This window comes from Sphingobacterium sp. HSC-15S19 (genome assembly GCF_050433745.1).
In the GTDB taxonomy this organism is placed as follows: domain Bacteria; phylum Bacteroidota; class Bacteroidia; order Sphingobacteriales; family Sphingobacteriaceae; genus Sphingobacterium; species Sphingobacterium siyangense.
On the sequence record NZ_JBNPWQ010000014.1, the window covers coordinates 62,982 to 87,517 of the forward strand.

Annotated in this window: 18 protein-coding genes; 11 read left to right on the plus strand and 7 right to left on the minus strand. The window is 40.8% G+C overall.

Annotated features, from left to right (window positions below; translation table 11 throughout):
* On the plus strand, positions 1–756 hold the full coding sequence (locus L1283_RS13185) for a porin family protein (RefSeq protein WP_232475631.1): 756 nt from the start codon (positions 1–3) through the stop codon (positions 754–756).
* 101 nt (positions 757–857) lie between these two features.
* Here the strand turns inward: L1283_RS13185 and L1283_RS13190 are convergent, their stop codons facing one another.
* On the minus strand, positions 858–1,820 hold the full coding sequence (locus L1283_RS13190) for an isopenicillin N synthase family dioxygenase (protein WP_088163168.1): 963 nt from the start codon (positions 1,818–1,820) through the stop codon (positions 858–860).
* Positions 1,821–2,096: 276 nt separating this feature from the next.
* Here L1283_RS13190 and L1283_RS13195 point away from each other — a divergent pair, with 276 nt between their 5' ends.
* From L1283_RS13195 to L1283_RS13235, 9 genes are all read left to right on the plus strand, one after another.
* Positions 2,097–2,537, plus strand: a complete 441-nt coding sequence (locus L1283_RS13195) for a MarR family winged helix-turn-helix transcriptional regulator (protein ID WP_075995002.1) — start codon at positions 2,097–2,099, stop codon at positions 2,535–2,537.
* Between the two features lie 40 nt (positions 2,538–2,577).
* A complete protein-coding gene (locus L1283_RS13200) occupies positions 2,578–5,007 on the plus strand; it encodes a 3-hydroxyacyl-CoA dehydrogenase/enoyl-CoA hydratase family protein (protein WP_286734439.1) in 2,430 nt (809 codons plus the stop codon).
* A gap of 30 nt (positions 5,008–5,037) precedes the next feature.
* The gene (locus L1283_RS13205; protein WP_075994427.1) at positions 5,038–6,210 is read left to right on the plus strand and encodes an acetyl-CoA C-acyltransferase; all 1,173 of its coding nucleotides are present in this window, start codon (positions 5,038–5,040) and stop codon (positions 6,208–6,210) included.
* 35 nt (positions 6,211–6,245) lie between these two features.
* The gene (locus tag L1283_RS13210) at positions 6,246–6,605 is read left to right on the plus strand and encodes a four helix bundle protein (protein WP_075994426.1); all 360 of its coding nucleotides are present in this window, start codon (positions 6,246–6,248) and stop codon (positions 6,603–6,605) included.
* Positions 6,606–6,659: 54 nt separating this feature from the next.
* Positions 6,660–8,438 (plus strand): acyl-CoA dehydrogenase family protein, encoded by a 1,779-nt coding sequence (locus L1283_RS13215; protein ID WP_429626247.1) that lies wholly within the window; start codon positions 6,660–6,662, stop codon positions 8,436–8,438.
* Between the two features lie 122 nt (positions 8,439–8,560).
* Positions 8,561–9,817, plus strand: a complete 1,257-nt coding sequence (locus tag L1283_RS13220) for a YeiH family protein (RefSeq protein ID WP_429626248.1) — start codon at positions 8,561–8,563, stop codon at positions 9,815–9,817.
* A 772-nt stretch (positions 9,818–10,589) separates the two neighbouring features.
* Positions 10,590–13,187 (plus strand): TonB-dependent receptor, encoded by a 2,598-nt coding sequence (locus L1283_RS13225; protein WP_075995000.1) that lies wholly within the window; start codon positions 10,590–10,592, stop codon positions 13,185–13,187.
* A 144-nt stretch (positions 13,188–13,331) separates the two neighbouring features.
* Positions 13,332–13,880, plus strand: coding sequence for an RNA polymerase sigma factor (locus tag L1283_RS13230; protein ID WP_075994424.1), 549 nt, complete (start codon positions 13,332–13,334; stop codon positions 13,878–13,880).
* On the plus strand, positions 13,870–14,577 hold the full coding sequence (locus L1283_RS13235) for a hypothetical protein (protein ID WP_429626249.1): 708 nt from the start codon (positions 13,870–13,872) through the stop codon (positions 14,575–14,577). Before L1283_RS13230 ends, L1283_RS13235 begins: the two co-directional genes overlap by 11 nt.
* Positions 14,578–14,654: 77 nt before the next feature.
* Here L1283_RS13235 and L1283_RS13240 read toward each other — a convergent pair whose 3' ends face one another.
* On the minus strand, positions 14,655–17,828 hold the full coding sequence (locus tag L1283_RS13240) for a carboxypeptidase regulatory-like domain-containing protein (protein WP_429626250.1): 3,174 nt from the start codon (positions 17,826–17,828) through the stop codon (positions 14,655–14,657).
* Between the two features lie 312 nt (positions 17,829–18,140).
* Here L1283_RS13240 and L1283_RS13245 point away from each other — a divergent pair, with 312 nt between their 5' ends.
* Positions 18,141–19,337, plus strand: coding sequence for an ATP-binding protein (locus L1283_RS13245; RefSeq protein WP_429626251.1), 1,197 nt, complete (start codon positions 18,141–18,143; stop codon positions 19,335–19,337).
* Between the two features lie 90 nt (positions 19,338–19,427).
* Here L1283_RS13245 and L1283_RS13250 read toward each other — a convergent pair whose 3' ends face one another.
* The 5 genes from L1283_RS13250 to L1283_RS13270 form a co-directional block, all read right to left on the minus strand.
* Entirely contained in the window at positions 19,428–19,991 is a 564-nt protein-coding gene (locus L1283_RS13250; protein WP_286848285.1) for a nitroreductase family protein, read from the minus strand.
* 17 nt (positions 19,992–20,008) lie between these two features.
* Positions 20,009–21,271: a peptidase T gene (gene pepT, locus L1283_RS13255; RefSeq protein ID WP_286848287.1), complete on the minus strand. Its 1,263-nt coding sequence runs from the start codon at positions 21,269–21,271 to the stop codon at positions 20,009–20,011.
* 346 nt (positions 21,272–21,617) lie between these two features.
* Positions 21,618–22,436, minus strand: a complete 819-nt coding sequence (locus L1283_RS13260; RefSeq protein WP_286848289.1) for a DUF4197 domain-containing protein — start codon at positions 22,434–22,436, stop codon at positions 21,618–21,620.
* Positions 22,437–22,665: 229 nt separating this feature from the next.
* Positions 22,666–23,502, minus strand: a complete 837-nt coding sequence (locus tag L1283_RS13265) for an endonuclease/exonuclease/phosphatase family protein (protein WP_088163160.1) — start codon at positions 23,500–23,502, stop codon at positions 22,666–22,668.
* Positions 23,503–23,604: 102 nt separating this feature from the next.
* A complete protein-coding gene (locus L1283_RS13270) occupies positions 23,605–24,372 on the minus strand; it encodes a glycerophosphodiester phosphodiesterase (protein ID WP_088163159.1) in 768 nt (255 codons plus the stop codon).
* Positions 24,373–24,536: the final 164 nt, after the last annotated feature.

The window sequence follows — 24,536 nt, forward strand, 5'->3', positions numbered from 1 at the left end:
ATGATAAAATATACAATCGCAGTGGCTGCGATGGTTTTGATAGGGTCTGTTGCAAATGCGCAGGAAAATACATCGGGTGAAAGTAAATTAGGTTTTGATGTGATGGTTGGCAGTAAGATCGGCGGAGCCGCACCGCTTTCATTGCCACGTGAGATCCGAAAAATTAAAAGCTATAATCCGAATGTTCCCTTTTTTGTCGGAACAAGGGCAAACTATCGTATTGATCCCAAATGGGGAGTATCTTTGGGACTCGTCTTCGAAGGAAAGGGAATGGATACGAAAGCGACTGTTAAAGGATACAAGACGACATTCAATGCTGTGAATGATGCAAAAGAGGAGTTGAGAGGTTATTATACCGGTGATATTACAACTAAAGTGCATAATCTGTATCTGTCTGTGCCGATTCAAGCGACTTATCAGCTTTCAAATCGTTGGAATGTGCAGGCAGGTCCTTATATTTCTTTTGCGGTAAAAAAGGAATTCTATGGTGAGGCTTACAATGGCTATCTTAGACATGAAGAACCTACTGGAAATAAGATTGTTGTGGATAATGCCGATTATGATTTCTCGGAAAGTGTTAGGAGTATTGATGTTGGTATGAGTTTGGGAGCCCATTATGCTATCGACAAAAGATTCTTTGCGTTGGCACAGTTGGATTATGGCTTCAATAATATTATGAAAACCGGATTTGAAAGTATTAGTTTTGGATTGCATAATATCTTTATGAATGTCGGTATAGGTTATAAATTGAAATAGCTTTCATAGCATATAAAAAAGAAATGGCCGATTCTAGGATCGGCCATTTCTTTTTTATATGCTGTTCTGCTCATTTAAACCAATTTAAATGATGCGGAGTGTTACATTTTTAATCCGATTTCTCTTAAGCGTTCATCCAGGTATTGACCGGCGGTATAATCTTCATAGACTTTCGGGTGTTCTGCATCGATGCAGGAATCTAATGAAGCCAAACTCATGGCGGATTTTGGGTGTAAAAAGAATGGAATAGAAAAACGGGAAGTGCCCATTTTTTCACGTGGCGGGTTTACTACGCGATGCGTAGTGGATTTCAACTTATTGTTTGTTAACCGTTGCAACATATCACCCACATTGATGACGATATCTTCACCTTTGGCTTTGATAGGGAACCATTCTCCGTCTTTTGTCAATACTTCAAGTCCATCCGCACTAGCCCCAATCAATAAGGTGATAAGGTTGATATCTTCGTGAGCGCCTGCACGTACGGCATCTGGAGATAAGGCATCAGGATCGCTGATTGGAAAGTAGTGTATTGCACGTAGAATAGAATTACCATTGATAACATATTTTTCAAAGTAATCTTCTTCCAGATCAAGGTAGGTAGCAATCGCTTTTAATAAGTCCCGGCCTGTATCTTCTAATTTTTTATAGACCTCCGCTGTCACACCATTAAAGCGAGGTATTTCAGCCACTTCAGGATTGTCCGGAAAATCTGCTTTGGAGTATTCTTCACCAACGATCGTTTGACCGCGTTGCCAAAATTCCTTTAAATCAGGAGTCTTCGCATCTTTCGCTTTTTCTCTTCCTTTTGCTGTATAGCCACGTTGACCTGCAAGTTCTGGAAATTCATATTTTTCCTTCGTCTCGGTCGGCAAACCAAAAAACTCAGGAACTACCTGATATAATTCTTCAATCAGCTCTTTTGATAAGCCATGATTTGCAATCGTTACAAAGCCCGTTTCGTTAAAAGCCTTGCCAATATCTTGGATGAATTGATTTCGTTGTTCTTGGGTTCCTTGAGTATAATGTAGCAAGTCCAAGCGAGGTATGTTTACTAAAGCCATACGGTGTTGATGTTTGTTCAGGACAAAGTTAACGGAATTAATTTTGATTATTAAACAGGGGCTGTTAATAAAAGTTTTGTGTTTTGTTTTATTTAGTTGTATTTCAGTGCTTAAAAGTTTTCCACATTTTCTATTATTGGCAAATTCAGCTAAGAAATATGAAGCGCAGTCATGCTGACGAATATATGACAAAATTTATATTTTGGATCTTGTTATTTTGATTACTAACTGGTATATTTGTTATGCAAGCATAACAAAAAGCTTGTGAGTACGCTTATGAACCAAAATCAGACAATCGACTATTTTTTAAAAACAGGCTGGCAGACAATTGCCAATAAATATAATCAAATTGCTTCGCAGTACGGTTTTACCCAGGCCGCAGGTTATATTTTGATTAACATTCATAAAGAGGGTACACCTGTTTCTCAGATTGCAAATTTGACAGGAGTTAAAACAACTAGTTTGTCTCGGGTGTTGAATAATTTGGAGTCATTGGGATTTATATACCGTGAGACGAGTGAGACCGACAAGAGATCTGTAAAAGTATACTTGACTGAATTGGGTCGGGAGAAAAGAAGAATTGCCAAGGATGTGGTGCGTAATTTCAATCAATACTTAGCGGATAATTTTTCAGAAAATGAACGTGATCAATTGATTGCTTCTTTAGCGAAACTCAATGAGCTTGCAACCAGTTACAAGGAAGAAGTAATCGTTTAGAAGTTAAACCAAATGTACAGAAGTGCATAATAAATATGTTATGATGAACAGAAATATTAGAAAAGTGGCGGTTCTCGGTTCGGGTGTTATGGGCTCGCGAATTGCTTGTCATTTTGCTAACATTGGTGTTGAGGTTTTATTGTTGGATATCGTTCCACGTGAACTGCTGCCAGCGGAACAAGCCAAAGGTCTCACGCTGGAGAGTAAGGTTGTTCGGGACCGAATTGTCAACAGCTCCCTAGAAACGGCTTTAAAAACAAACCCTTCGCCAATTTATAGCAAGTCATTTGTCAGACGTATCAAAACAGGTAATTTTGATGATAATCTAAAAGACATTGCTCATGTGGACTGGATCATAGAGGTTGTTGTTGAGCGACTTGATGTTAAAAAGTCTGTTTTTGAGCGTGTTGAGCAATTTCGTAAACCTGGAACATTGATTACTTCCAATACTTCTGGTATTCCTATTCATTTAATGACAGCGGACAGAAGTGAAGATTTTAAAGATCATTTCTGCGGTACACACTTCTTCAATCCGCCACGCTATCTTCCTTTATTGGAGGTTATTCCCACACCGCACACGAAGCCTGAGGTCGTTGACTTTATTCTTCATTTTGGCGATAAGATGCTGGGAAAATCTGTTGTATTATGTAAAGATACACCTGCATTTATTGGTAATCGTATCGGTGTTTATTCGATGTTGGCGGTTACTCATTTGGTGGAACCTCTTGGGTTAACCGTGGAAGAGGTCGACAAATATACCGGTCCCGCAATGGGGCATCCCAAATCGGCAACTTTTCGTACGGCTGATGTTGTAGGGCTTGATACCCTGGTGAATGTTGCCAATGGGCTGGCACAAAATGCGCCTGAAGATGAAGCCAAGGGTGTCTTTCAACTTCCAACATTCATCAGTAAGATGGTAGAGAATAAATGGTTGGGTGAGAAAACCAAGAAAGGGTTTTATGAAAAAGTAAAAGCTGCCGATGGTAATTCGGAGATTTTGTCTCTAAATCTAAAAACACTGGAATTTGGTTCACAGCAAAAAGTGAAATCAGCAACTTTGGAAGCCACCAAGCCTGTGGAGGATATCCGCAAGCGGATGAAAGTATATGAACAAGGGGGAGATAAAGCGGCGGAACTTTTCCGTGCCATGCATTATCCCTTGTTTGAATATGTGTCCCGCCGTGTTCCCGAAATTACAGATGACTTCTTCCGCATTGATGATGCCATGCGTGCTGGATTTGGTTGGGAGTTAGGACCATTTGAAGTATGGGATGCGCTAGGTGTCCGAGAGACCTTAGCTAAAATTAAGGCCGAAGAAAAACGACTTCCAGGTCAGGATGGGGAGGTTGCTTCCTGGGTACACGAGATGTTGGAAGCGGGATGTGAATCATTCTATAAAATTGAAAATGGTGTACGTCACTATTATGATATTGCGACCAAATCTTATAAAGCTATTCCCGGAACGGAAGATCTGATCGTATTGGATCATATTCGGGAAAGTAATACAATCTGGAAAAATACGGGGGTTTCTATTATTGATCTTGGCGATGGTGTCATTAACTGTGAATTTCATACCAAGATGAATACCATCGGCGGAGATGTTATCCAGGGCTTGAATAAAGCTATTGATCTCGCTGAAAAGGAATATCGCGGTTTAGTGGTGTCCAATGATGGGAAGAACTTTTCTGCTGGCGCCAACATTGGAATGATTTTCATGATGGCCGTAGAACAGGATTTTGATGAATTGAATATGGCAGTCCGTGCCTTTCAAAATACATCCATGCGCTTACGCTATTCGTCAATACCTGTAGTCGTTGCGCCATTTCAAATGACCCTCGGTGGGGGCTGTGAATTCTCCATGCATGCTGATTTTGTTCAGGCTCACGCCGAAACCTATATGGGCTTGGTTGAACTTGGCGTTGGTGTTATTCCCGGTGGCGGTGGAACCAAAGAATTTACACTACGTGCCTCGGAGGAATTTAAGGAGGATCAGATTGTTCAGAACACCTTGAAAGATAAATTCCTGACCATTGGGCAGGCGAAAGTTTCGACTTCTGCTTATGAAGCCTATGAACTAGGCTATTTGCAGAAAGATAAATTTGCCGTTACAATGAACCGTGCCCGCCTTTTGGCAGATGCCAAAGCAAAGGCACTGGAATTGGCTGATGCGGGTTATGTTCAGCCTGCTCCACGCAATGATATCAAGGTTTTAGGAAACCAAGGATTAGGGATCGTGTATGTGGGGGCTTCATCGATGCGTGAAGGTAATTATATCTCTGATTATGATCGAAAGATCTCAGAAAAACTAGGCTGGGTGATGTGTGGTGGAAATTTATCGTCACCGACCGAAGTATCTGAACAGTATCTACTGGATCTTGAACGTAAAACTTTCCTCGAGCTTTGTGCCGAACGCAAAACGCTTGAAAGGATTCAATTTATGCTGACCAAGGGTAAGCCTTTACGGAACTAAAAATCACTACTCACGAAAAAAATAAAAATAATGGAAGCATACATAGTAGCAGGATTTCGTACAGCAGTAGGCAAAGCGCCGCGGGGAGTATTTCGCTTCATGCGGGCGGATGATTTAGCCACGGATGTTATTAAACATCTTGTATCCACTGTGCCAAATTTAAATAAAGAAGATATAGACGATGTCATCGTTGGGAATGCGATGCCGGAAGCGGAGCAGGGACTCAATATGGCTCGTTTCATTTCACTGATGGGATTGGATACGGATAAGGTCCCGGGAGTAACCGTTAATCGGTACTGCGCTTCAGGTTTGGAGACTATTGCAACAGCGGTCGCAAAGATCAAGACTGGCATGGCAGATGTTATTATCGCCGGTGGGGTAGAGGTGATGTCCGGAATGCCCTTTGGAGGTTGGAAAATTGTTCCTAATCCTGTCGTAGCAAAAGAGCATCCCGATTGGTATTGGGGTATGGGATTGACTGCCGAAGCTGTAGCCAAAGATTACAATGTCTCACGTGAAGATCAGGATGCTTTTGCACTTAAATCAAATCAAAAGGCAGTTGCAGCTATTCAAAATGGTCATTTGAAAGATGGTATTGTGCCTATCACCGTAAAGGAAAATTACTTGAAAGACGGCAAGATTGCAACGCGTGAATATGTCGTTGATACGGATGAAGGTCCTCGAGCTGATACTTCCCTGGAGGCTTTAGGGAAATTAAAACCAGTTTTTGCAGCGAATGGTTCCGTGACAGCAGGGAATTCCTCACAAACTTCTGATGGGGCTGCATTTGTCTTGGTGATGTCTGAAGCAAAAGTGAAAGAGCTTGGTGTAAAACCTATAGCAAAGCTCGTTAGTTTTGCTGTAGCAGGTGTTCCACCTCGCATTATGGGTATTGGACCTATCTATGCCATACCCAAGGCTTTGGCAAGAGCCGGTCTTAAAAAGGAAGATATTGATCTCTTTGAGCTGAATGAAGCTTTCGCCTCTCAATCGCTAGCCGTAATTCGTGAACTTGGATTAGACGAAGAGAAAGTAAATGTCAATGGCGGTGCCATAGCTTTAGGGCATCCTCTTGGATGTACAGGAGCTAAATTGACGGTCCAAGTCTTAAACGAGTTGAAACGCAGAGGCAAAAAATATGGCATGGTGACGATGTGTGTCGGAACTGGTCAAGGAGCTGCTGGTATTTTTGAGTTACTTTGATCTTAGGAGTAAAGAACAAGGAGCAAAGATAAAAGATGCATAATTTTAGGAATTTAGAAATTTGGAAAGGAGCAATGGATTTGGCTCAAATTCTTTTAGAAACAACCAGATTATTCCCTGTTGATGAAAAATTTGGTTTAACCAGTCAATTGCGACGTTGTGCGGTTTCCGTTCCATCAAATATTGCGGAAGGATCTTCTCGTAGTTCAAATAAGGAATTTGCTCATTTCTTAAAAATATCTTTGGGATCCTGCTTTGAAATAGAAACGCAACTGGTTCTTGCAGAGAGATTCGAATACATTCCATCAGATCATAATGTCAAAATAATTGAACAAGTGGTTACACTGCAAAAACGAATAACAACATTTTTAAAAACAATAGAAGCAAAGCAATAGGGTATTGAGAGTCAATCTTTACTCTTTATTCCTTGCTCCTTAATCTTAAACAAAATGGACAATAAAGCAATTAAAGGCGGAGAGTTCGTGATTAGAGAGACTCCCTATACAGCCGTTTTTATTCCGGAAGAATTTGATGAAGAAGCCAAAATGATTCGTCAGACCTGCTTGGATTTCTTGGATACGGAAGTATTGAACAAGCTGGACCGTATCGATGCGCAAGAAGAAGGACTTATGCCTAGTTTGATGGATAAGGCCGGTGAACTGGGGATGTTGGGTGTTTCTATTCCCGAAGAATATGGTGGTTTCGGCAAGAATTTCAATACTTCTATGCTTGTTGCCGATGCGGTAGGTGGCGGGTTTTCTTTTGCTGTCGCATTGTCTGCTCATACGGGAATCGGTACGCTGCCTATTTTGTATTATGGTAATGATGCCCAAAAGGCGAAATATGTTCCAAAGCTTGCTACTGGTGAATGGAAGGCGTCGTATTGTTTGACAGAGCCCAATGCTGGATCGGACGCAAATTCGGGCCGTACTTCCGCAAAATTAAATGCCGAAGGGACACATTATTTGATCAACGGACAAAAAATGTGGATTACAAACGGTGGTTTTGCAGATATCTTTATCGTATTTGCAAAAATCGATGATGATAAAAACCTGACGGCATTTATTGTCGAGAAAGATTTTGGTGGCATCACGATGAATCCCGAAGAACATAAATTGGGTATCAAGGGATCTTCAACACGTCAGATCTTTTTCAACGATTGCGCCGTTCCTGTAGAGAATATGCTTTCTGATCGTGAAAATGGATTTAAGATTGCTGTAAATATCCTGAATATTGGTCGTATAAAACTGGGCGCTGCCACGATCGGTTCGGCACGTATGGTGATCAACCATGCGGTGCAGTATGCCAATGAACGTGTGCAGTTTAATCTGCCGATTTCTAAATTTGGCGCCATTCGTTATAAGCTGGCTGAGATGGCAACACGTTTGTTTGCTGTGGAGTCGGCATCGTATCGTGCCGGTCAAAATATTGATGATGCCTACGATGCATTGATTGCCGGCGGGATGGATGAAGCAAAAGCAAAATTGAAGTCGGTGGAGCAGTTTGCAATTGAGTGTGCGATCATCAAAGTATGGTGCTCGGAGATGTTGGATTATGTGGTAGACGAAGGGGTACAGATTTATGGTGGAATGGGTTACTCAGCAGATGCGCCAATGGAACGCGCTTATCGGGATTCACGGATCAACAGGATCTTTGAAGGTACGAATGAAGTGAATCGATTGCTTGTCGTTGACATGCTGTTAAAACGGGCCATGAAGGGTGAATTGGATCTGATGGATCCTGCGCAAGCTGTAGCCGGAGAGCTTCTCGCTATTCCGGATTTTGGTGAAGAGGACGATGCACCTTTTGCTGCAGAAAAGAAAATTGTGGCAAACCTTAAAAAAGCAGGATTATTGATTGCGGGAGCAGCAGTGCAAAAATTGATGATGTCTCTTTCCAAAGAAGAGGAAATCCTCATGAATATTGCAGATATTATCGGGTATGTTTATATCACCGAGTCAGTTTTGTTGCGCGCAGAAAAATTGCTGCATACAGGATCTGATAAAGCAGACTATGCAAAAGATATGGCTAAGATCTATCTGTATGGCGCTATTGATAAAATCAGCGCTGCCGGTAAAGAAGCATTATATTCTTTTGGTGAAGGTGATGAACTGAATATGATGTTGGTTGGTTTGCGCAGATTCACGAAAGCACAGCCATTTAATGTGAAAGATGCACGTCAGCGAATCGCAAAGAAATTGATAGATGAGAATAAATATTGTTTTTGATTGATAATAGATTATTGGTTTTGGTTGATGGCCGGAGAGAAATCTTCGGCCATTTTTGTGTTACAATCCTAGAAAGTCACTGTAATTATGCTAAATTTAACCTTTTAAACCCTAACCATTATATGACATCTTCAAGATCATTTACATTTACAGAAGACTGGGTAGTCGTCATTTTGGGGATCGCTACCATATTTCTCGCACTCTCAGGAATTGTTGCACCGGTACCTAGTTTTTCGTGGAGTAATTCCGCCGAACTCGTCACAACGGTTTTCGACCCGACAAATTTAATGAAGCTTTTTGAGCAGTTTATTTTTGTATTCGTTACCGCGATATTGGGTGCCTTTCTTTTGGGGAAATCTGTAAAACATTTATTCGTTGTATTTCCTGTTGTATTTATCCTTACCGTATTTGCATTGGTGCTGGCAGGGAATGCAACGGTTAAAGAATACAATCTCGAAGCTGTAATTTTTAGTTTGATTATCGGTTTAGTCATCAGCAATTGCTTTAAACTGCCGAATTGGTTTAAAGAGGCGCTCAGTACCGAGCTGTATGTGAAGATAGGCCTAATTCTGCTCGGGACTACCGTGATCTTCGGGGATATCCTGAAAGCGGGATCCTTGGGACTTATTCAAGCGCTGGCTGTCGTATTGTCTGTTTGGTACTTTGCGTTCTGGATCTGTAAAAAATTAAAGATTGACAAGGAGATGTCGCTGATGCTGTCGAGTGCAGTATCTATTTGTGGTGTTTCCGCAGCGATAGCAACTTCGGGAGCAATCAAAGGCGATAGCAAAAAGCTTTCCTATGTCATTTCACTGGTCCTTATTACAGCGATTCCAATGATGATTTTCATGCCTTATATGGCGGAGTGGATGGGCTTGTCGCAAGAAGTTACCGGTGCTTGGCTCGGCGGGAGTATTGATACAACTGGTGCTGTCGTGGCTTCAGGTTCGCTGGTAGGAGAAGAAGCGTTGAAGATCAGTACCATTGTGAAATTTTCCCAAAACGTATTGTTGGGGCTGGCTGCTTTTGCAATCAGTATTTATTGGACTTATGCGAAATCGGTTGATGATGAAACCAAGCGGGATAAGCCTACGCTAAAAATTATATGGGAACGTTTCCCGAAGTTTGTGTTGGGATTTGTATTTGCATCGCTGCTCTTTTCATTCGTGATATCTCCCGAGAAGATTGATGCCGTCAAAGGAAGTTTGAAAAATTTACAGGGCCTCTGGTTTACCTTGGCATTTACATCCATTGGTTTGGAAACGAACTTTAAGGATCTTTTTGCTCAAGATAACAAGAAACCGCTATATGCTTTTCTGATTGCGCAGACTTTTAATGTTATTATTACCTTATTGATTGCTCTGGTGCTATTTCGCTAAGACGGTAAGTGTTTCAAGGTGAAATAGATCGTTAAAATATGACTGTAAAGATGGCCGTCTAACTAGGACGGCTTTTTTTATGCTTTTTCATCAAGGGTTTATGCGTGAATTTTTTTCTGATTCGTAGCACAGATCTTCGTTTTTTATAAAATCGCTTGCTTCTTGATTTTCGCTGGATTGTTGGTGATTAGGATGGCTGCCTTCATGATTTTTTTCATGCTGAAAGAAATTCGAAGCACTTTTTATTTGCTTTAAGTGTCTTAAAATTAAGGTTTAATGGCTTTTTTTAAAAAATATATCATTAAATCTATCAAATTAGTAGTCTTTTAAAAAATATTTATATATTTGTATCGTTATCTGATTTACAGATAAATAGGAAGGCGGGCAAAAAGGACTGACTTGATTATGAATCGAACTAGCCATGAAATTGATTTTATAAAAAAGAAATGTGATGAAAGTTGTTTGAAATTGCCGCCTGATAAGTGCATATACGGATTCGTTTATGCAGCAGGAAATAAAAGAAAATAACAAGATAAAAAGAATGAAACAAAATTACTCTCCAAAAACAAATTTATTGGTTGCTTCGGTAGAAGGATCTGTTGTTACCCTAAAAAGTGACAAGAAACGAATGTGTTGTTAAAATTTCTCTCTTACACTCTCTTATATTAGAAAAGGGAAGCCGAGGCTTCCCTTTTACAAAGCTTTAACAATGAAGCAAGTATCGATTGGCGTTGGCACTTGTTTTAGATTCACCATTAAACTGAATAAATTTATGAAAAAAAATGCTATTTTTCGAATTAGCGTCATTTTTAGCTTGCTTTTAACAGGTTCTTACCATACCTACGCGCAAGTAGAAAACCCTAAACCTATTATAAATGCCTCGTTAACAGGTACCGTAATTGACGCCGTAACAAAAGAGCCCCTGCAAGGCGTAACGGTTCAGTTGGAGGCCGTTACACACCAGGTGAAAACCGACAGTAAAGGCGTTTTCCAGTTTGTAACTGGACAAAAATTGCCATTTTCATTGATCGTATCCATTGTTGGTTATCAAACTCGTCATATCGTGGTGGACCATTCTCCAGCAGTGATTGAGCTTACCCCACGATTGGAAGCATTGGATCAAGTAGTGGTCACCGCACGCCGTCGTAAGGAGCAGTTACAGGATGTTCCGATTCCCGTATCGATTATTCGTGGCGCTGCATTGGAGGATGCAGGGGCATTTAATGTCAATCGACTGAAAGAGCTTGTACCTACAGTTCAGTTATATGCATCGAATGCACGTAATACGACGCTTAATATCCGGGGACTGGGCTCAACTTATGGCCTCACCAATGATGGTATCGATCCTGGTGTAGGATTTTATCTTGATGGTGTATATATCGCCCGCCCTGCCGCGACTTGGCTGGACTTTATTGATATCGACCAGATAGAGGTGCTACGTGGACCTCAAGGTACACTCTTTGGAAAGAATACAACAGCAGGTGCATTTAATATAACCTCACGTTTACCACAATTCACACCCGAGGCCAATGTGGAAGTCAGCTACGGAAACCAAGGTTTTATTCAGGCGAAGACTTCAATCTCGGGGCCATTGGCCAAAAACCTGGCTGCGAGAGCTTCTTTCTCTGGCACACAGCGGGATGGAAACTTGTTTAATGTACATACCAATAGGAAGATCAATGATATCAACAACCTGGGCTTTAGAGGGCAATTGCTGTTTACCCCAACCGAGAATATCAAACTGGTGCTTTCGGGTGATGTGTCATCACAAAAACCCGATGGTTACGGCTGGGCGGTTGCCGGAGTTGTAAAAACACAGCGTGCAGACTACAGACAATTTGATGCAATTATTAAAGATCTGGGCTACGAGTTGCCTTATAAAAGTGCCTTCGAGCGTAAGATAGATTTGGATACGCAATCTAAAGCTGATAATAAATTGGGTGGGGTCGCATTGAATGCCGATATCAAGATTGGAGAAGGGACACTGACCTCAACCTCTGCGTGGCGGACATGGACATGGGTCCCGCTCAATGACCGCGATTATTTAGGACTTCCGGTATACACCGTTTCAGCAGGTAATTCCGTCCATAACCAGTGGTCACAGGAGTTCAGATACTCTGGAAAAATCAGTGAAAAGGTTAGCGGGGTTGTCGGTTTATTTGGCCTTTGGCAGGATCTGGGCACAGATCCCGTACATACCGAAGAAACAGGATCTGCCTTTTGGCGTTTTCAAAAAAGCTCTACCAGTGCTTTGTGGCAGACACCGGGATTATTTGACAATTTTGGAATCAAGACCGTTTACGGGATTAAAAGCACAAGCTTGGCAGCCTATACACAGATTGATTGGGCTGTGACGCCAAAATTACATATCCTCCCAGGGCTGCGCTACAATTACGATAAAAAGGTGGCCAACTACGATAGGCAGACCTATGGTGGTTTGCAGACCTCAGATCCCGCCCTGCTTGCCTTAAAGAACGGTGTATATACCAATCAGACTTTTGATGTCAATGCGGATGCAGACAATTTCTCTGGTCAACTCTCCGCAAGATATCGCTTCAATCCAAAGATAAATGCTTACGCAACGTATTCCATCAGCTATAAACCTGTCGGTATCAACGTCGGCGGATTGCCGACAGCCAATGGAGCAGTGTTGCTGGATCTCGCCGAAGTAAAACCTGAGGCTGTCCGTCATAAGGAAATTGGTGTGAAGACGAATCCAACACGCAATTCACTGCTCAATCTGACCGTCTACCAAACGGATATCAAAGACTACCAGACCCAAGTGCAGACTCCTGAACCAGGGGTGAACCGTGGTTATCTGGCCAATGCCGAGAAGGTGCGTGTAAAGGGTGTTGAATTGGATGGAAACATCAACATCGGACATTTTCTCCGATTGAATGGAGCACTGGCCTATACAGATGCCAAGTATGTCAAATTTACCAATGCACCTGTCCCTTTAGAAGAGGTTGGCGGAGCTCAGGCTTTTAAAGATATTTCTGGTGGCGTCCTTCCTGGTGTTTCCAAATGGTCCTGGTCGCTGGGTGGCGAAGCGAATAAAAGCGGTAAGCTGATCGGGCTTAATGGATCTTACTTTTTAGGTGCAGACCTATTTCACCGTTCTAAATTTTCGTCCAGTTCTTCACCATCCCAATACCTAAATATTGATGCCTATTCGGTCTTGAACGCCAGGCTAGGATTCAGGGGATCGAATGGTATTTCGGTGTTTGTGTGGAGTAGAAATCTAACAAATAAAGATTACTACGAGCAGTTGCTGGCGGCACCTGGAAGTTATGGGCAATACGCAGGTGTAGTTGCAGATCCGAGGACTTACGGCGTTACACTGCGATACAATTGGAAACAAGGGAATTAAATCCGTAATTCATAGTATATTCTTATCGACCGTCTCCATTTTATCATGGGGACGGTTTTTGTTTTTTCGGTAATTTTGAATAGCTCCTTTTTTTATATATGGAAATTTGTATATTAAATCATCATTAAGGTGAATGATTTGCGCATGAACGAAAAAGAGCTTTTACAACACTATAAAACAAGCGGTGACTTGTCTACACTGGGGAAACTATATTCGCCCTATATGTCTTTGCTTTATGGTGTGTGCTTTAAATACTTACAGGATCCCGATCGTAGTCAGGATGCTGTGATGCAGATATTTGAAGAACTGATACCGAAGCTTCGTCAATATGAAGTCGATAATTTTAAGAGCTGGTTACACGTTTACAGTAAAAATTATTGCCTTATGCAATTACGTAAGGATAAGCGGACGACGCAGGTTGATATTGAAAACAATTTGTTTGAAAGCGAACAAAAGCTAAATGATACCAGTGAAGCGAAGTGGGAAGAAAAGGATTTCGAGAAACTGGAAGGCTGTATGCAAACTTTAAACCGCGAACAAGAGGAATGTGTACGTTTGTTCTATCTCGAGCAAAAATGTTATAAAGATATTGCAGATTTGACTGGATATGATTTGAATAAGGTCAAAAGTGCTATTCAAAATGGAAAGCGCAATCTGAAAATCTGTATGGAAAGGAAAGAAAATGGAAAATAATTATCAATTATCAAGGATCCATAATTACATCCATGGTTTGATGAGTAAAGAGGAGATGTTTCAGTTGGAACGTGAAGCGTTGGAAGATCCCTTTTTACAAGATGCCATCGATGGTTACCGATTGCAAAATGGTGTGGATGCCCGGCAATTGAGCCTATTGCAACAACGCCTGAATCGTAGGGTGGAAGATACTGTTGCAACAAGACACGCCCAGTATTTCACATGGCAGCGTTTGGCCATAGGTGCTACCGCGGGTGTACTTTTTGTGACTTTATTGGCCCTGTTATATTTTAAACATTTTAGCGGTAAAGCTGAGCGCACAACGGATGTAGAATTAAGTGAACCTGAAAATAGGGTATCTGTTCAACCTTTGCTGGATGGGGTGGATGCAACACCCCGTGAAGGATGGAAAATTTTTGAACAGTACCTCAACCAGAAGTCCGTAGCGCCTGCAGGAGGTGGCGAAATTATTGTCAATTTTACAGTCGACAAAAATGGAGTGCCCACTAATATTAGTACCGAAGGGCAACCCGATCAATCACTCTATAATGAAACGGTTCGCCTTCTCCAGAATGGACCAAAATGGCAGGGAACAAAAGGACGTTTAAAGATTGTTTTCCCCGCGAAAGCGGAAAATAATCCGGCACAAGCAGCTGTCATTAAACCTCCGCATTGTTTTGGAATTGAGAAGAAATAGAAGTGATCTGATAAAAGCAGCGAGCCATTTCTTTCATAGGAAATGGCTCGCTGCTCTTTTTATAGGGTCTGAATTACTTAAAATGCATATCTCAGGCCCAGTTGTACTTGATAAGGATTACCATTTAAGTTAGATACGCCAACGCCTGAACTCATATTATAAACATATTGTTGATTCGCTGCATCAAAGCTTTTGATGGCATATAGATTTTGTTTACCCAGATTGTGTCCTACGCCCCAAGTTTTTTTCAAAAGGTTGGCTACATTGAAAATGTCTATCGAAGCTTCGATGCCATGTTTCTTGTAAACTTTTAGATTTTTGGCCAAGTGCAAGTCAAATACGCCATAAAAACCGTTGATGCCTCCGTTACGTTCGGCTATGCGGTCGAGGTTTCCATTGATGTATTTTTTGATGCTTTGCTCTGCATTTGGATCGTCTAAAATAGCTTGAATGCCGGTTTTGATGTAATCGGGGGTGTTTTTGTTATTTGGATCGTATACGAAGGCAAGATCGTTGGAATTTACAAAATCACCGTTGACATTCCCATTGACCGCTAAAGAATAGCGTGTTCCTGCAATTCCGCTGAAACGTAAACCCATCGAAACACCCCATAATGATGGCATGGTACCATAAAAGACGACTTTATGGCGGAATTGATTGTCCGAATATGTCATCGTACTCAAGTCGCGTGGATCATCTTTGACCATCAGGGAAAGGGTGGCGGAGTTGGCAACATTACCGTTATAGGAGGTATTATCTTTTGTATCGTTCCAAGTGTAAGACATGGTGATCTGACCGTCCTTATAATAACGATAAGTTCCGTCCAGTACAACGGTGTAAGAATTATTTTTCCCTTCACTGTTCATTTCTAATACACGGCCTATTTGTTTGGTTTTACGGCTATTGGTCCAGTTGGCGGCACCATTTGTCGTGTTGATGCTCGATGCAGGAACATACACCCCACGGTTACCTTCGGCAGTAAGTCTAAAGTAAGGGTCCTCCACCATATTGCGATCTACATACATATAATTGTTGCGTCCCCAAGTTCCGTAAGCACTTAATCCGATACGTAATGAAGGTGTGAAAATGTGATTGATGGAGATATTGGCTTTATATACCGTCGGCACTTTCACATCCTTACTATTGGTATTGATGGTGACAAGTTTTTCAATCTTTGGATTGTCCAACAATTCACGTCCCGGAGCTGTATCGGGATCCTTGCGATATCCTGCAAAATTTGGCTTGGGAATTAAGGTCGGGTCAGTAATATCTACACCGGCAATGCGTGAACCATCAAACAACATATTGTTTAACATAGAATAGGGGTTGAGGGCCGAACCGAATATACCAGCGCCAAAACGGATGATATTTTTCTTTTCTTCATTGATATCCCAGTTGAACTGCACACGGGGCTGTATCTGAAAGGTATTGATCCCATTATCGGTCGAGAGACCCAGTTCGTCATAGACCGTTTGGTTGAATGTTGCCTTCTTTAGGTATTTCGTGTTGTCTAGACGTAGGCCGCCGACAACATCAAGACCTCTTGCGATTTTAGCTTCCATTTGTCCATAAAGGCCTACAGCCAGATTGTTGACCAGGGTGTTTTCTTTGTCGGTCATATATACATCACGGGCATAGCGATAAGGAGTCAGGTTGTCGAAATTTTGCAGACCGGTAAAATAAAAGCGACCATTCATTTCGCTGCCGTAGCGGAAGTCCATGTTGGTATACATGACATCTGCACCGAAGGTATATTTGATTTTATCTGTATTATAATATAGGTTGTTGACCAATTGTAACATATTTCCGTTGAACCATTCTGGCGCGTAACGCTGACCACCAAGCTGTATTGAATTGGTATATTTATTTGTACCGTCTACAGATTGAACGGATTCGACGATCGCACGCGGAATACTGTGTGATTGATCAAATCCAGCAACATTATGCTGTGCTTCTGAGCGTTCATAGAAATGTTGTACCTTCAAATCGTTGGTCAGTTTGGAGTTGATAGACGTACGCAAGGAGGCCATTAGGCTATTGTTTATGTATCTTCTGTTGGTATAAGATTCAAAAACATTGATCCCTGTATTGTCCCCTTCCTGTTGATTGTCCATATCGTAGACAAAGTTGTTACGAATTGTCAATAGGTTTTTATCGTTCAACTGCCAGTCAATGCGGGCAAAGGCAGCATCGGTCTTTTTCTTTTTGTCGAAAGAGCCAAACAGACGATCGGCACTAGCGCCATATTTGCCCACAGCAATGCGGGTAAACTCATCTAAAGTAGCCTGCGTTACTTTGTAACGTGCAATATCCTCGGTTGTTTGAATATCAGCGATCTGAAGTGGGCGGGTATCCATTTGACGGTCCCAGGTTACAAAGAAATGGGCTTTGTCCTTGATGATTGGCCCACCAAGTGAAAATCCATATTGATAGGTGGAGAATTTTTGTTTACGTGCCGTTCCATTCAGGTTGTACTTGCTCGAAAGCCAGCCCGCACGAGCAAAAGTGAACGCACTTCCCGTTAAGGTGTTGGTGCCTGATTTGGTTACTGTGGTAATACTTCCGCCACCGCTGCGGCCGAACGTGACATCGTAGTCATTGGTCACTACCTTGAATTCCCGAATCGCTTCCATGGAGATTGAATAGGCGCCACCGCTGTTCCCGCCAGCGACGGTACTCCGTGAATTCATGCCGTCTACCGTAAAATTGGTCGAAGATGCTCGTTGTCCGGCTAGATTTGTTCCACTGCTAACAGGTGATAAATCAATTAGCGAGGAGAAATTACGTCCATTTACAGGCATTTTTTTGAGATCATTGGCCGTAATAGCTGTGGATGCACCCAATGTCTTGATCTTGTTTTTTAGATCAGCTGCAGTTCCCTGAACGATGACTTCATCCAATTTATTTTCGGCTGATGATAAGGTAAAATCTACATTGAGTTCGTCACCATAGCTTAATTTATAGTCGGTCTTTTTTTGTTCGGCATAGCCAACATGGTTTACTGATATGCTGTACGGTGACCCTAAAGGTAATTGTGGAAAGGTATAGATACCATTTTGATTCGTCAGTGTTGTTTGTTTAAACCCGGTAGATTCATTTTTTACCGATACAGACGTTCCTTTTACGGGGCCATTGTTGTCCATGATACGACCTGTAATGGTTGCTTCCGTACCCTGAGCCCAGCTGTTGGTTGGAATTTGAAAAAATGTAATGATGGTCAATGAGATTAACCAAATGATCTGTCTTTGCATAATAATTTCACTTTTTAGTTGATTAGTGTCTGTCACAAGTATGTTGCGAAATTATCCCTGCAAGATTGTTAAATGGTTAAGGGCTCATTATTAAATATTTAATAAAAATGGATTTAGGTTGCCTATTGCGTATAATTAATTAACCTATACACAGAGCGGGCGGCTCGGAAGAAACCGAGCGGTTTGCTATTAAAATATCTTTAAATAGATAAATATTTGTTTCTTTTGTTCAGTGCAGTGAACGATTTTTTATATTTTTGTTTTTTATAATAAACAAAATAGGCATTTTTCAAACAAAATAAACATTATCACATGGAAGAACTAGTTCAACAATTTAAACGACGCATAAGGTTTGTGGATATGAATTTTGTGCGAAATATAATGTATGAAATTAATTGGTCCGCTCGCTTAATTGGAATTAAAGGAGCAAGGGGAATTGGTAAGACGACCTTATTGCTTCAATACATTAAGCTAAATTTGTTCGACAGGTTGGACGAAGTGCTTTATATCAGTTTGGATGCAGTGTGGTTCAATAATAAGTCTTTGCTGGATTTAGTATATGAATTCGATCAAAAAGGAGGAAAGTATCTGTTTTTGGATGAAGTACATAAATATGAAGGCTGGGCCCAAATATTAAAAAATATTTATGACGACTACCCTGAGATGAAGATCATCTTTACTGGCTCCTCCCTTTTAGAAATTCTGAATGCCCGTGCTGATTTAAGTCGTAGGGCAGTAGTTTACAAAATGCAGGGATTTTCCTTTCGTGAATTTCTTTCATTGGAAACAAAAACTACTTTCCCAATATTTAGCCTGGATCAAATTTTAGAAGAGCATAGCAAAGTGGACTATAAAATCAATACCATAGTTAAACCTTTTCAGCATTTTGAGAAATATTTGAAATATGGTTATTATCCTTATTACCGAGAACAGCTTGATTTATATGAGATGCGAGTAATGGAGGTCATTAATATGATTCTGGAAATTGAATTGCCGCTCTTACGAAATGTAGATATCGCTTATGTTATTAAGATTAAGCAATTGCTTGTTATCATTGCTGAATCTGTCCCTTTTGTGCCTAACATCAGTAAGCTCAGTGAAAAGATTGGTATTAGCCGGACAACTCTGTTGTCTTATCTCTACTATTTGGATGAAATTAGTTTAACGCATAATCTCTATAAGGTGGGTGAAGGTATAAGTCAGTTACAAAAACCATCTAAAATTTTTCTAGACAATACCAACCTTTCCTTCTTATTTGCACATGAAAATGTTAACCCTGGAAATCTAAGGGAAACATTTTTTGTTAACCAACTTGCATTTCAACATCAGGTGAACTATGCGGAGCAAGGAGATTTTATTGTTGATGAAAAGTACACCTTTGAGGTAGGAGGGAGAGACAAGTCCAATAAACAAATTAAAGGAATAAACAATGCCTACATTGCAGCAGATGACATTGAGTTTGGTCATCAAAATAAGGTCCCACTATGGTTGTTTGGCTTTTTATATTAATAGCATACTATTTGATGCAAATGGTAGCAAGAAAAAATCAGAAGCGGCCTGGAAGTGTGGCTAGACCGCTCTGTATTTCTATATAGAGATTTACTCTTCCCAACGAATTTTATCTGCAATGGGTGTACGGATAGGTTCACGCGCCTCAGATTGGTGGTGTCCTAAGTAGAATAGACCGATACATTTTTGATTTTCTTCGAGATTTAAGAAACCACCCAAGTGATTGATTAAACCTGGAGTCGCCCAGTATCCCCCGATATTTAGCGAGTGTGCAGCCAACCACATGTTTTCAACTGCAGCAGCTGTACAAGCCAATTCTTCCCATTCAGGAACTTCACCCGTATAATTGACAACAATCGCAATGGCAACGTTTGACTGTGTTGCTTTTTTGCCCATTGTTATTTCTGTTGCTTCAGTATATTTCTCTGTAGGTGTTACCGATTTGTAGATACGTGATAATTCAATGCCTAAACGTTCTAATCCTTCTTTGCGGAAGATCACAAAACGCCAAGGTTGTGTTCTTTTGTGTGTTGGAGCAGCATTGGCCGCTTCCAAGATACTCAAGATATCCTCTTTACTGACTTCTTCTTCAGTAAAGGAAGCTTGAAATACGGATCTTCTGTAGTGTATTGCTTTTAATACGTCGTTTTTCATTATAATTTATTTTTCCTTTATGCTTTTTCTTCCCATAAAGATACAACATGCAAAATTGTTTTGACGGCTTTTTCCATATCTTGTACAGCTACCCACTCTTGTTTTCCGTGGAAGGCATGCCCTCCAGCAAAAATATTTGGACAAGGTAAGCCCATAAACGAAAGGCGGGAGCCATCTGTTCCACCGCGGATACTTCTTCTTTCGGCCACCATTCCTGCACGGTTGATGGCTTCCATACCGATTTCCATAATTTCAGGATGCTGATCCAGCACTTCTTTCATATTACGGTATTGTTCTTTTACGACAAAAGTATAGGTACAGTTTGGATATTGTTCGACAATCGATTTTGCGATGCCTTCCAGCTCATCTTCATGTTTCTTTAGATTGGCTGTAACGTGATCGCGTACGATAAATTGAATTTCAGCTTTTTCCACAGATCCACTGATATGAACAGGGTGTACAAAGCCGTCTTTTTTATTGGTACTTTCAGGTGAAAGTCGATCTTTTGGTAGTGCATCAATTACCGCACTGGCGATTTTGATGGCACTTTGCATTTTACCCTTAGCAAAGCCCGGATGTACGGACACACCATGAATCGTTAATGTAGCTCCATCCGCTGAAAATGTTTCATCCTCAATGGTTCCAGCTCTTTCGCCATCCATTGTATAAGCAAAATCTGCTGCTAAACGTTTCAAATCTGCTTTATCAACACCTCTGCCAATCTCCTCATCTGGTGTGAAAAGAATTTTGATATCACCATGTTTGATTTCAGGATGTTTCATTAATAAACGGGCAGCATCCATGATTTCGGCCACACCTGCTTTGTCATCTGCACCCAACAAAGTGGTGCCACTCGCTGTAATGATATCATTGCCAATTTGATTGGCTAGATCGGGATGTTCGGCGTATTTGATGATAATACTCTTGTCGTCAGGAAGCACAAGATCCTGGCCCTGATAATTAGGATGAACCAGTGGTTTAACATCTTTTCCAGAAGAGTCCGGAGATGTATCCATATGAGAACAGAAGCAGATAACAGGAACTTGCTTTGCAGTATTGGATGGAATAGTTGCATAGATATATCCATTTTCATCCATTGCTGCGTCTGAAATACCCAATGCTAGCAACTCCGTTACAAGTAACTTTCCAAGGTTCTTTTGCTTTTCCGTAGAAGGACATGTTGGTGAATTTGCATCAGATTGTGTGTCAATCTGTACATAGCGTTGAAATCTTTCGGATACCGAAAAATCACTTATGTTGTTGATCTCAAATGTGCTCATTTTCTAATAGCCTTAATGTGATAAGGGTGGTCAAACTTAGATAAATTGCTTTTTATTTGCAATTTAATTTGGTTGCATTTACAAACAATTTGTCCCTACTCCACAGGTTTAATTCTATTTGTTAACAAACTGACAATAACTGAAACTCATAGGAGGGAGCACAACCCCAATTCCCGCTGCAAGGAATTTATTGTTATCTATAATTTATTGCTACATACAATGTGTTGTAGCGCTTTTGAACAGTAAAGTTTTACCCATAGCTATGTGAACATAAATCTTGGATGATCCCACATTAAAAAAAAGACCTATCAAATCGTTGACAGGTCCTTTTTTATTGTATTGTTCTCTATTTCTTTTCGTCTGCGTAACCAAATACTTTCTGTAAAATATTGGTATTTCTGCTGCCGCCTATGTTCTGTCTAATTTTTGACTCCTGGTCGGCAACTTTAATGAAAAGACCATCTATTGCTTTCTGCGTAACGTAGGCAGTAAGATTTGTCTCCACTTTATTGCCTAAAGGGAGGTTGTTATAAGCTGAAGTCAATTGTGTCCAATACTGGTCCACATTGTTTGTACCCATGGCAGATTTGATAACTGGACTAAATTTGCTCGTTAATTCTGTCGATGTATTTGTTTTAAAAAACGTTGTCGCGGCGTCTTCTTTGCTGCCTAGAAGAATATTGGTCGCATCTGTAATTGTCATCTTTGAAAGTGCATTGACAAATACGGGGGCAGCCTCTTTAACGGCTCCCTCAGCAGCTCTGTTCATGCTCTGTATAAACTGATCGCATAATTTTCCCATACCAACAGCGCGAAGCGTTTTTTCTACTTTCTGTGCTTCGGCAGGCATCAAAATCTTTACTGCCGCATCGCCCAAAAAACCATCCTTCTTGGCTAAAGATTCGATACTCAGATTTAAACCATTGCTTAAAGCCTGTTTGATCCCCAATGAAGCATCTTTGTTGGATAAAGACGTCAAGGTATTGGATTTGGATGCTGTTGCTTTAGTATTTGATGCTGTGGTCGTTTTAGTACTGTCAGTTTGGCCCTGATTTGCTTTTGTCAATGTTTCACTGATTTTCTTAAAAATCTGTGCTTCACTTGCATTGGAGTAAAGTAGTCCTGAGACAAATAGTGTGCAATATAATAGTGGAAATTTCATCATGTTATTGTTTTGTTGTCAAAATTAAACATATCGACTGTTAATTTATGTGAAAGTTTAAAGCAATTGCTAGGAACCATAGCTATTGTCAAGAATCGTAGCAGATGCGCTACATTGTGCTGAATCGCTATCCCAGATGCGGTATAAATAAAAAGCTGTCCCACAAAATAAAACAGCAGATTCTAAGCGAACCTACTGTTTGTGTTATAGGGTTGTTGTAATTAACATGATATTATTTCCAGGAGAGCGTCGTTGCTACTGGAAAGTGATCTGAGGGGAATTTATTCATATACGTGTCCGTCAGGATACCATATTTTTTAACCTGGAAAGGTTTGGTAATAAAAATATGATCAATGCGGCCCGTTGGTCTGATGCTTTTGCCCCAGCCATTGAAGGAAGAATTGGGTTCATATTTGAATGTTGCCAGTTCATGTACGTCAGTGACTACTTTGCTATTGGCTAATGTGAAATAAGCCTCATCTTTTTCATCCACATTGAAGTCGCCGGTTAAAATCAAAGGTAGGTCTTTGGCAAACTCTTTTGCTTTTTCTAGAATCAACTTGGCACTCTCGGTGCGTGCAGTACGGCCGATATGGTCAAAGTGCGTGTTCATGAAGATGAAGCGTTTTTTGTTGGCCTTGTCTTCAAAAATACCCCAGGTACAGATCCGCGGTAGCGCTGCATCCCAGCCTTTATTCGGGTGTTCGGTATCTGTTGCCGAAAGCCAGAAAGTTCCGCTCTTTATTGCTTTAAAGCGATTTGTATTGTAATAAATAGCCGAGTGTTCGCCCTCTTGTGCACCATCGTCGCGACCAACACCCACATAATCAAATCCAGGAAGGAGCTTTTTAAGATCTTGAACCTGATCAAAAAAACCTTCTTGGATACCAAAGATATCAAAGCCATGGTATTTAATCAGATTGGTTAGCGGAACTTTGCGGTCGTTCCACATGTTGTCAACATCGACGGTATTTCTTTGACGGATATTATAGCTTGCTGCAATAAATTCCTGTGCATAAGATAGATAGGATAGGCAGAGCGCTAAAGCGAGAATAATACTTTTTTTCATTTAGAATCTAGTTTTTAAAAAGGTACTGAAACGGTCATGCTCATGAAGTCGGCCTGATAAGTGGTCGACTGATTAGAATACATGACTATTTCAACGGTATTGTTATTTCTTTAATACACGGAGCAACAATTCAGGTTCGTCAGTTGTAATAAAATCAATTTTCTGATTAATTAGATTTGTCATTTCCTCTTCTGTGTTTACTGTCCACGCGTTCACTTTCATGCCAAGTTGATGTGCATCTTTCAGCCATGTCGCGTTCTTTTTGAAAACCGAAAAGTGATAATCCAAACCATTTATTCCTGCGGCCTTCACCTCAGCAGGAGTTTTATCGCCTGTGAGGTATTGAATATTGGCCTTAGGCGCCAGTTCGTGAATCTTCTGACAAGCCTCAAAGCTAAAGGAAATATAATCAGTGACTTTCTCTGCTTTCAAGTTTTTAACCATTTCCACCGTTTTTGTGGTCGCTTCAAGTGTACGCTCTACCCCTAGTTTATTGATTTTCAATTCAAGGATAAGACGTAAACCTTTCAATTTTTTACCAGCGTTAAGATATTCTTCCAAGGTGGGAATAGATTCACCGTTAGGATGCTTCTTTTCTAAGAGCTCCTTGTACGTTGCTGTGGCAATATCGATACCATAGAAATCATTATCGTGGTTGACCACAAGAATATTGTCTTTGGTCAAATGCACATCAAATTCGGATCCGAAGAGCTTAAGGTCGTGGGCTGCTGTTAAAGAAGCAATGGAATTTTGCGGAAGGTGGCTGTTTTTCCATACGCCACGATGTGCAATGGCCTTAGTTTGTGCAAATAATGCCGACGATGAGATCACCATGGCTAGTGTCAGACAGCTAAAAATATGTTTTTTCATGTGATAATTATGTATGAGTGTTTGTTTTCAACGGCATAATTTGCACGTTTCACTCGTTGATTTATTCCTATTCTATTTCTCTTTTTGGGCATTATATTACCGATTAAGATGTTTATGGTAAAAAATCGACCCCTAATGATAGGATCGTTTCTTACAAAGCTGTT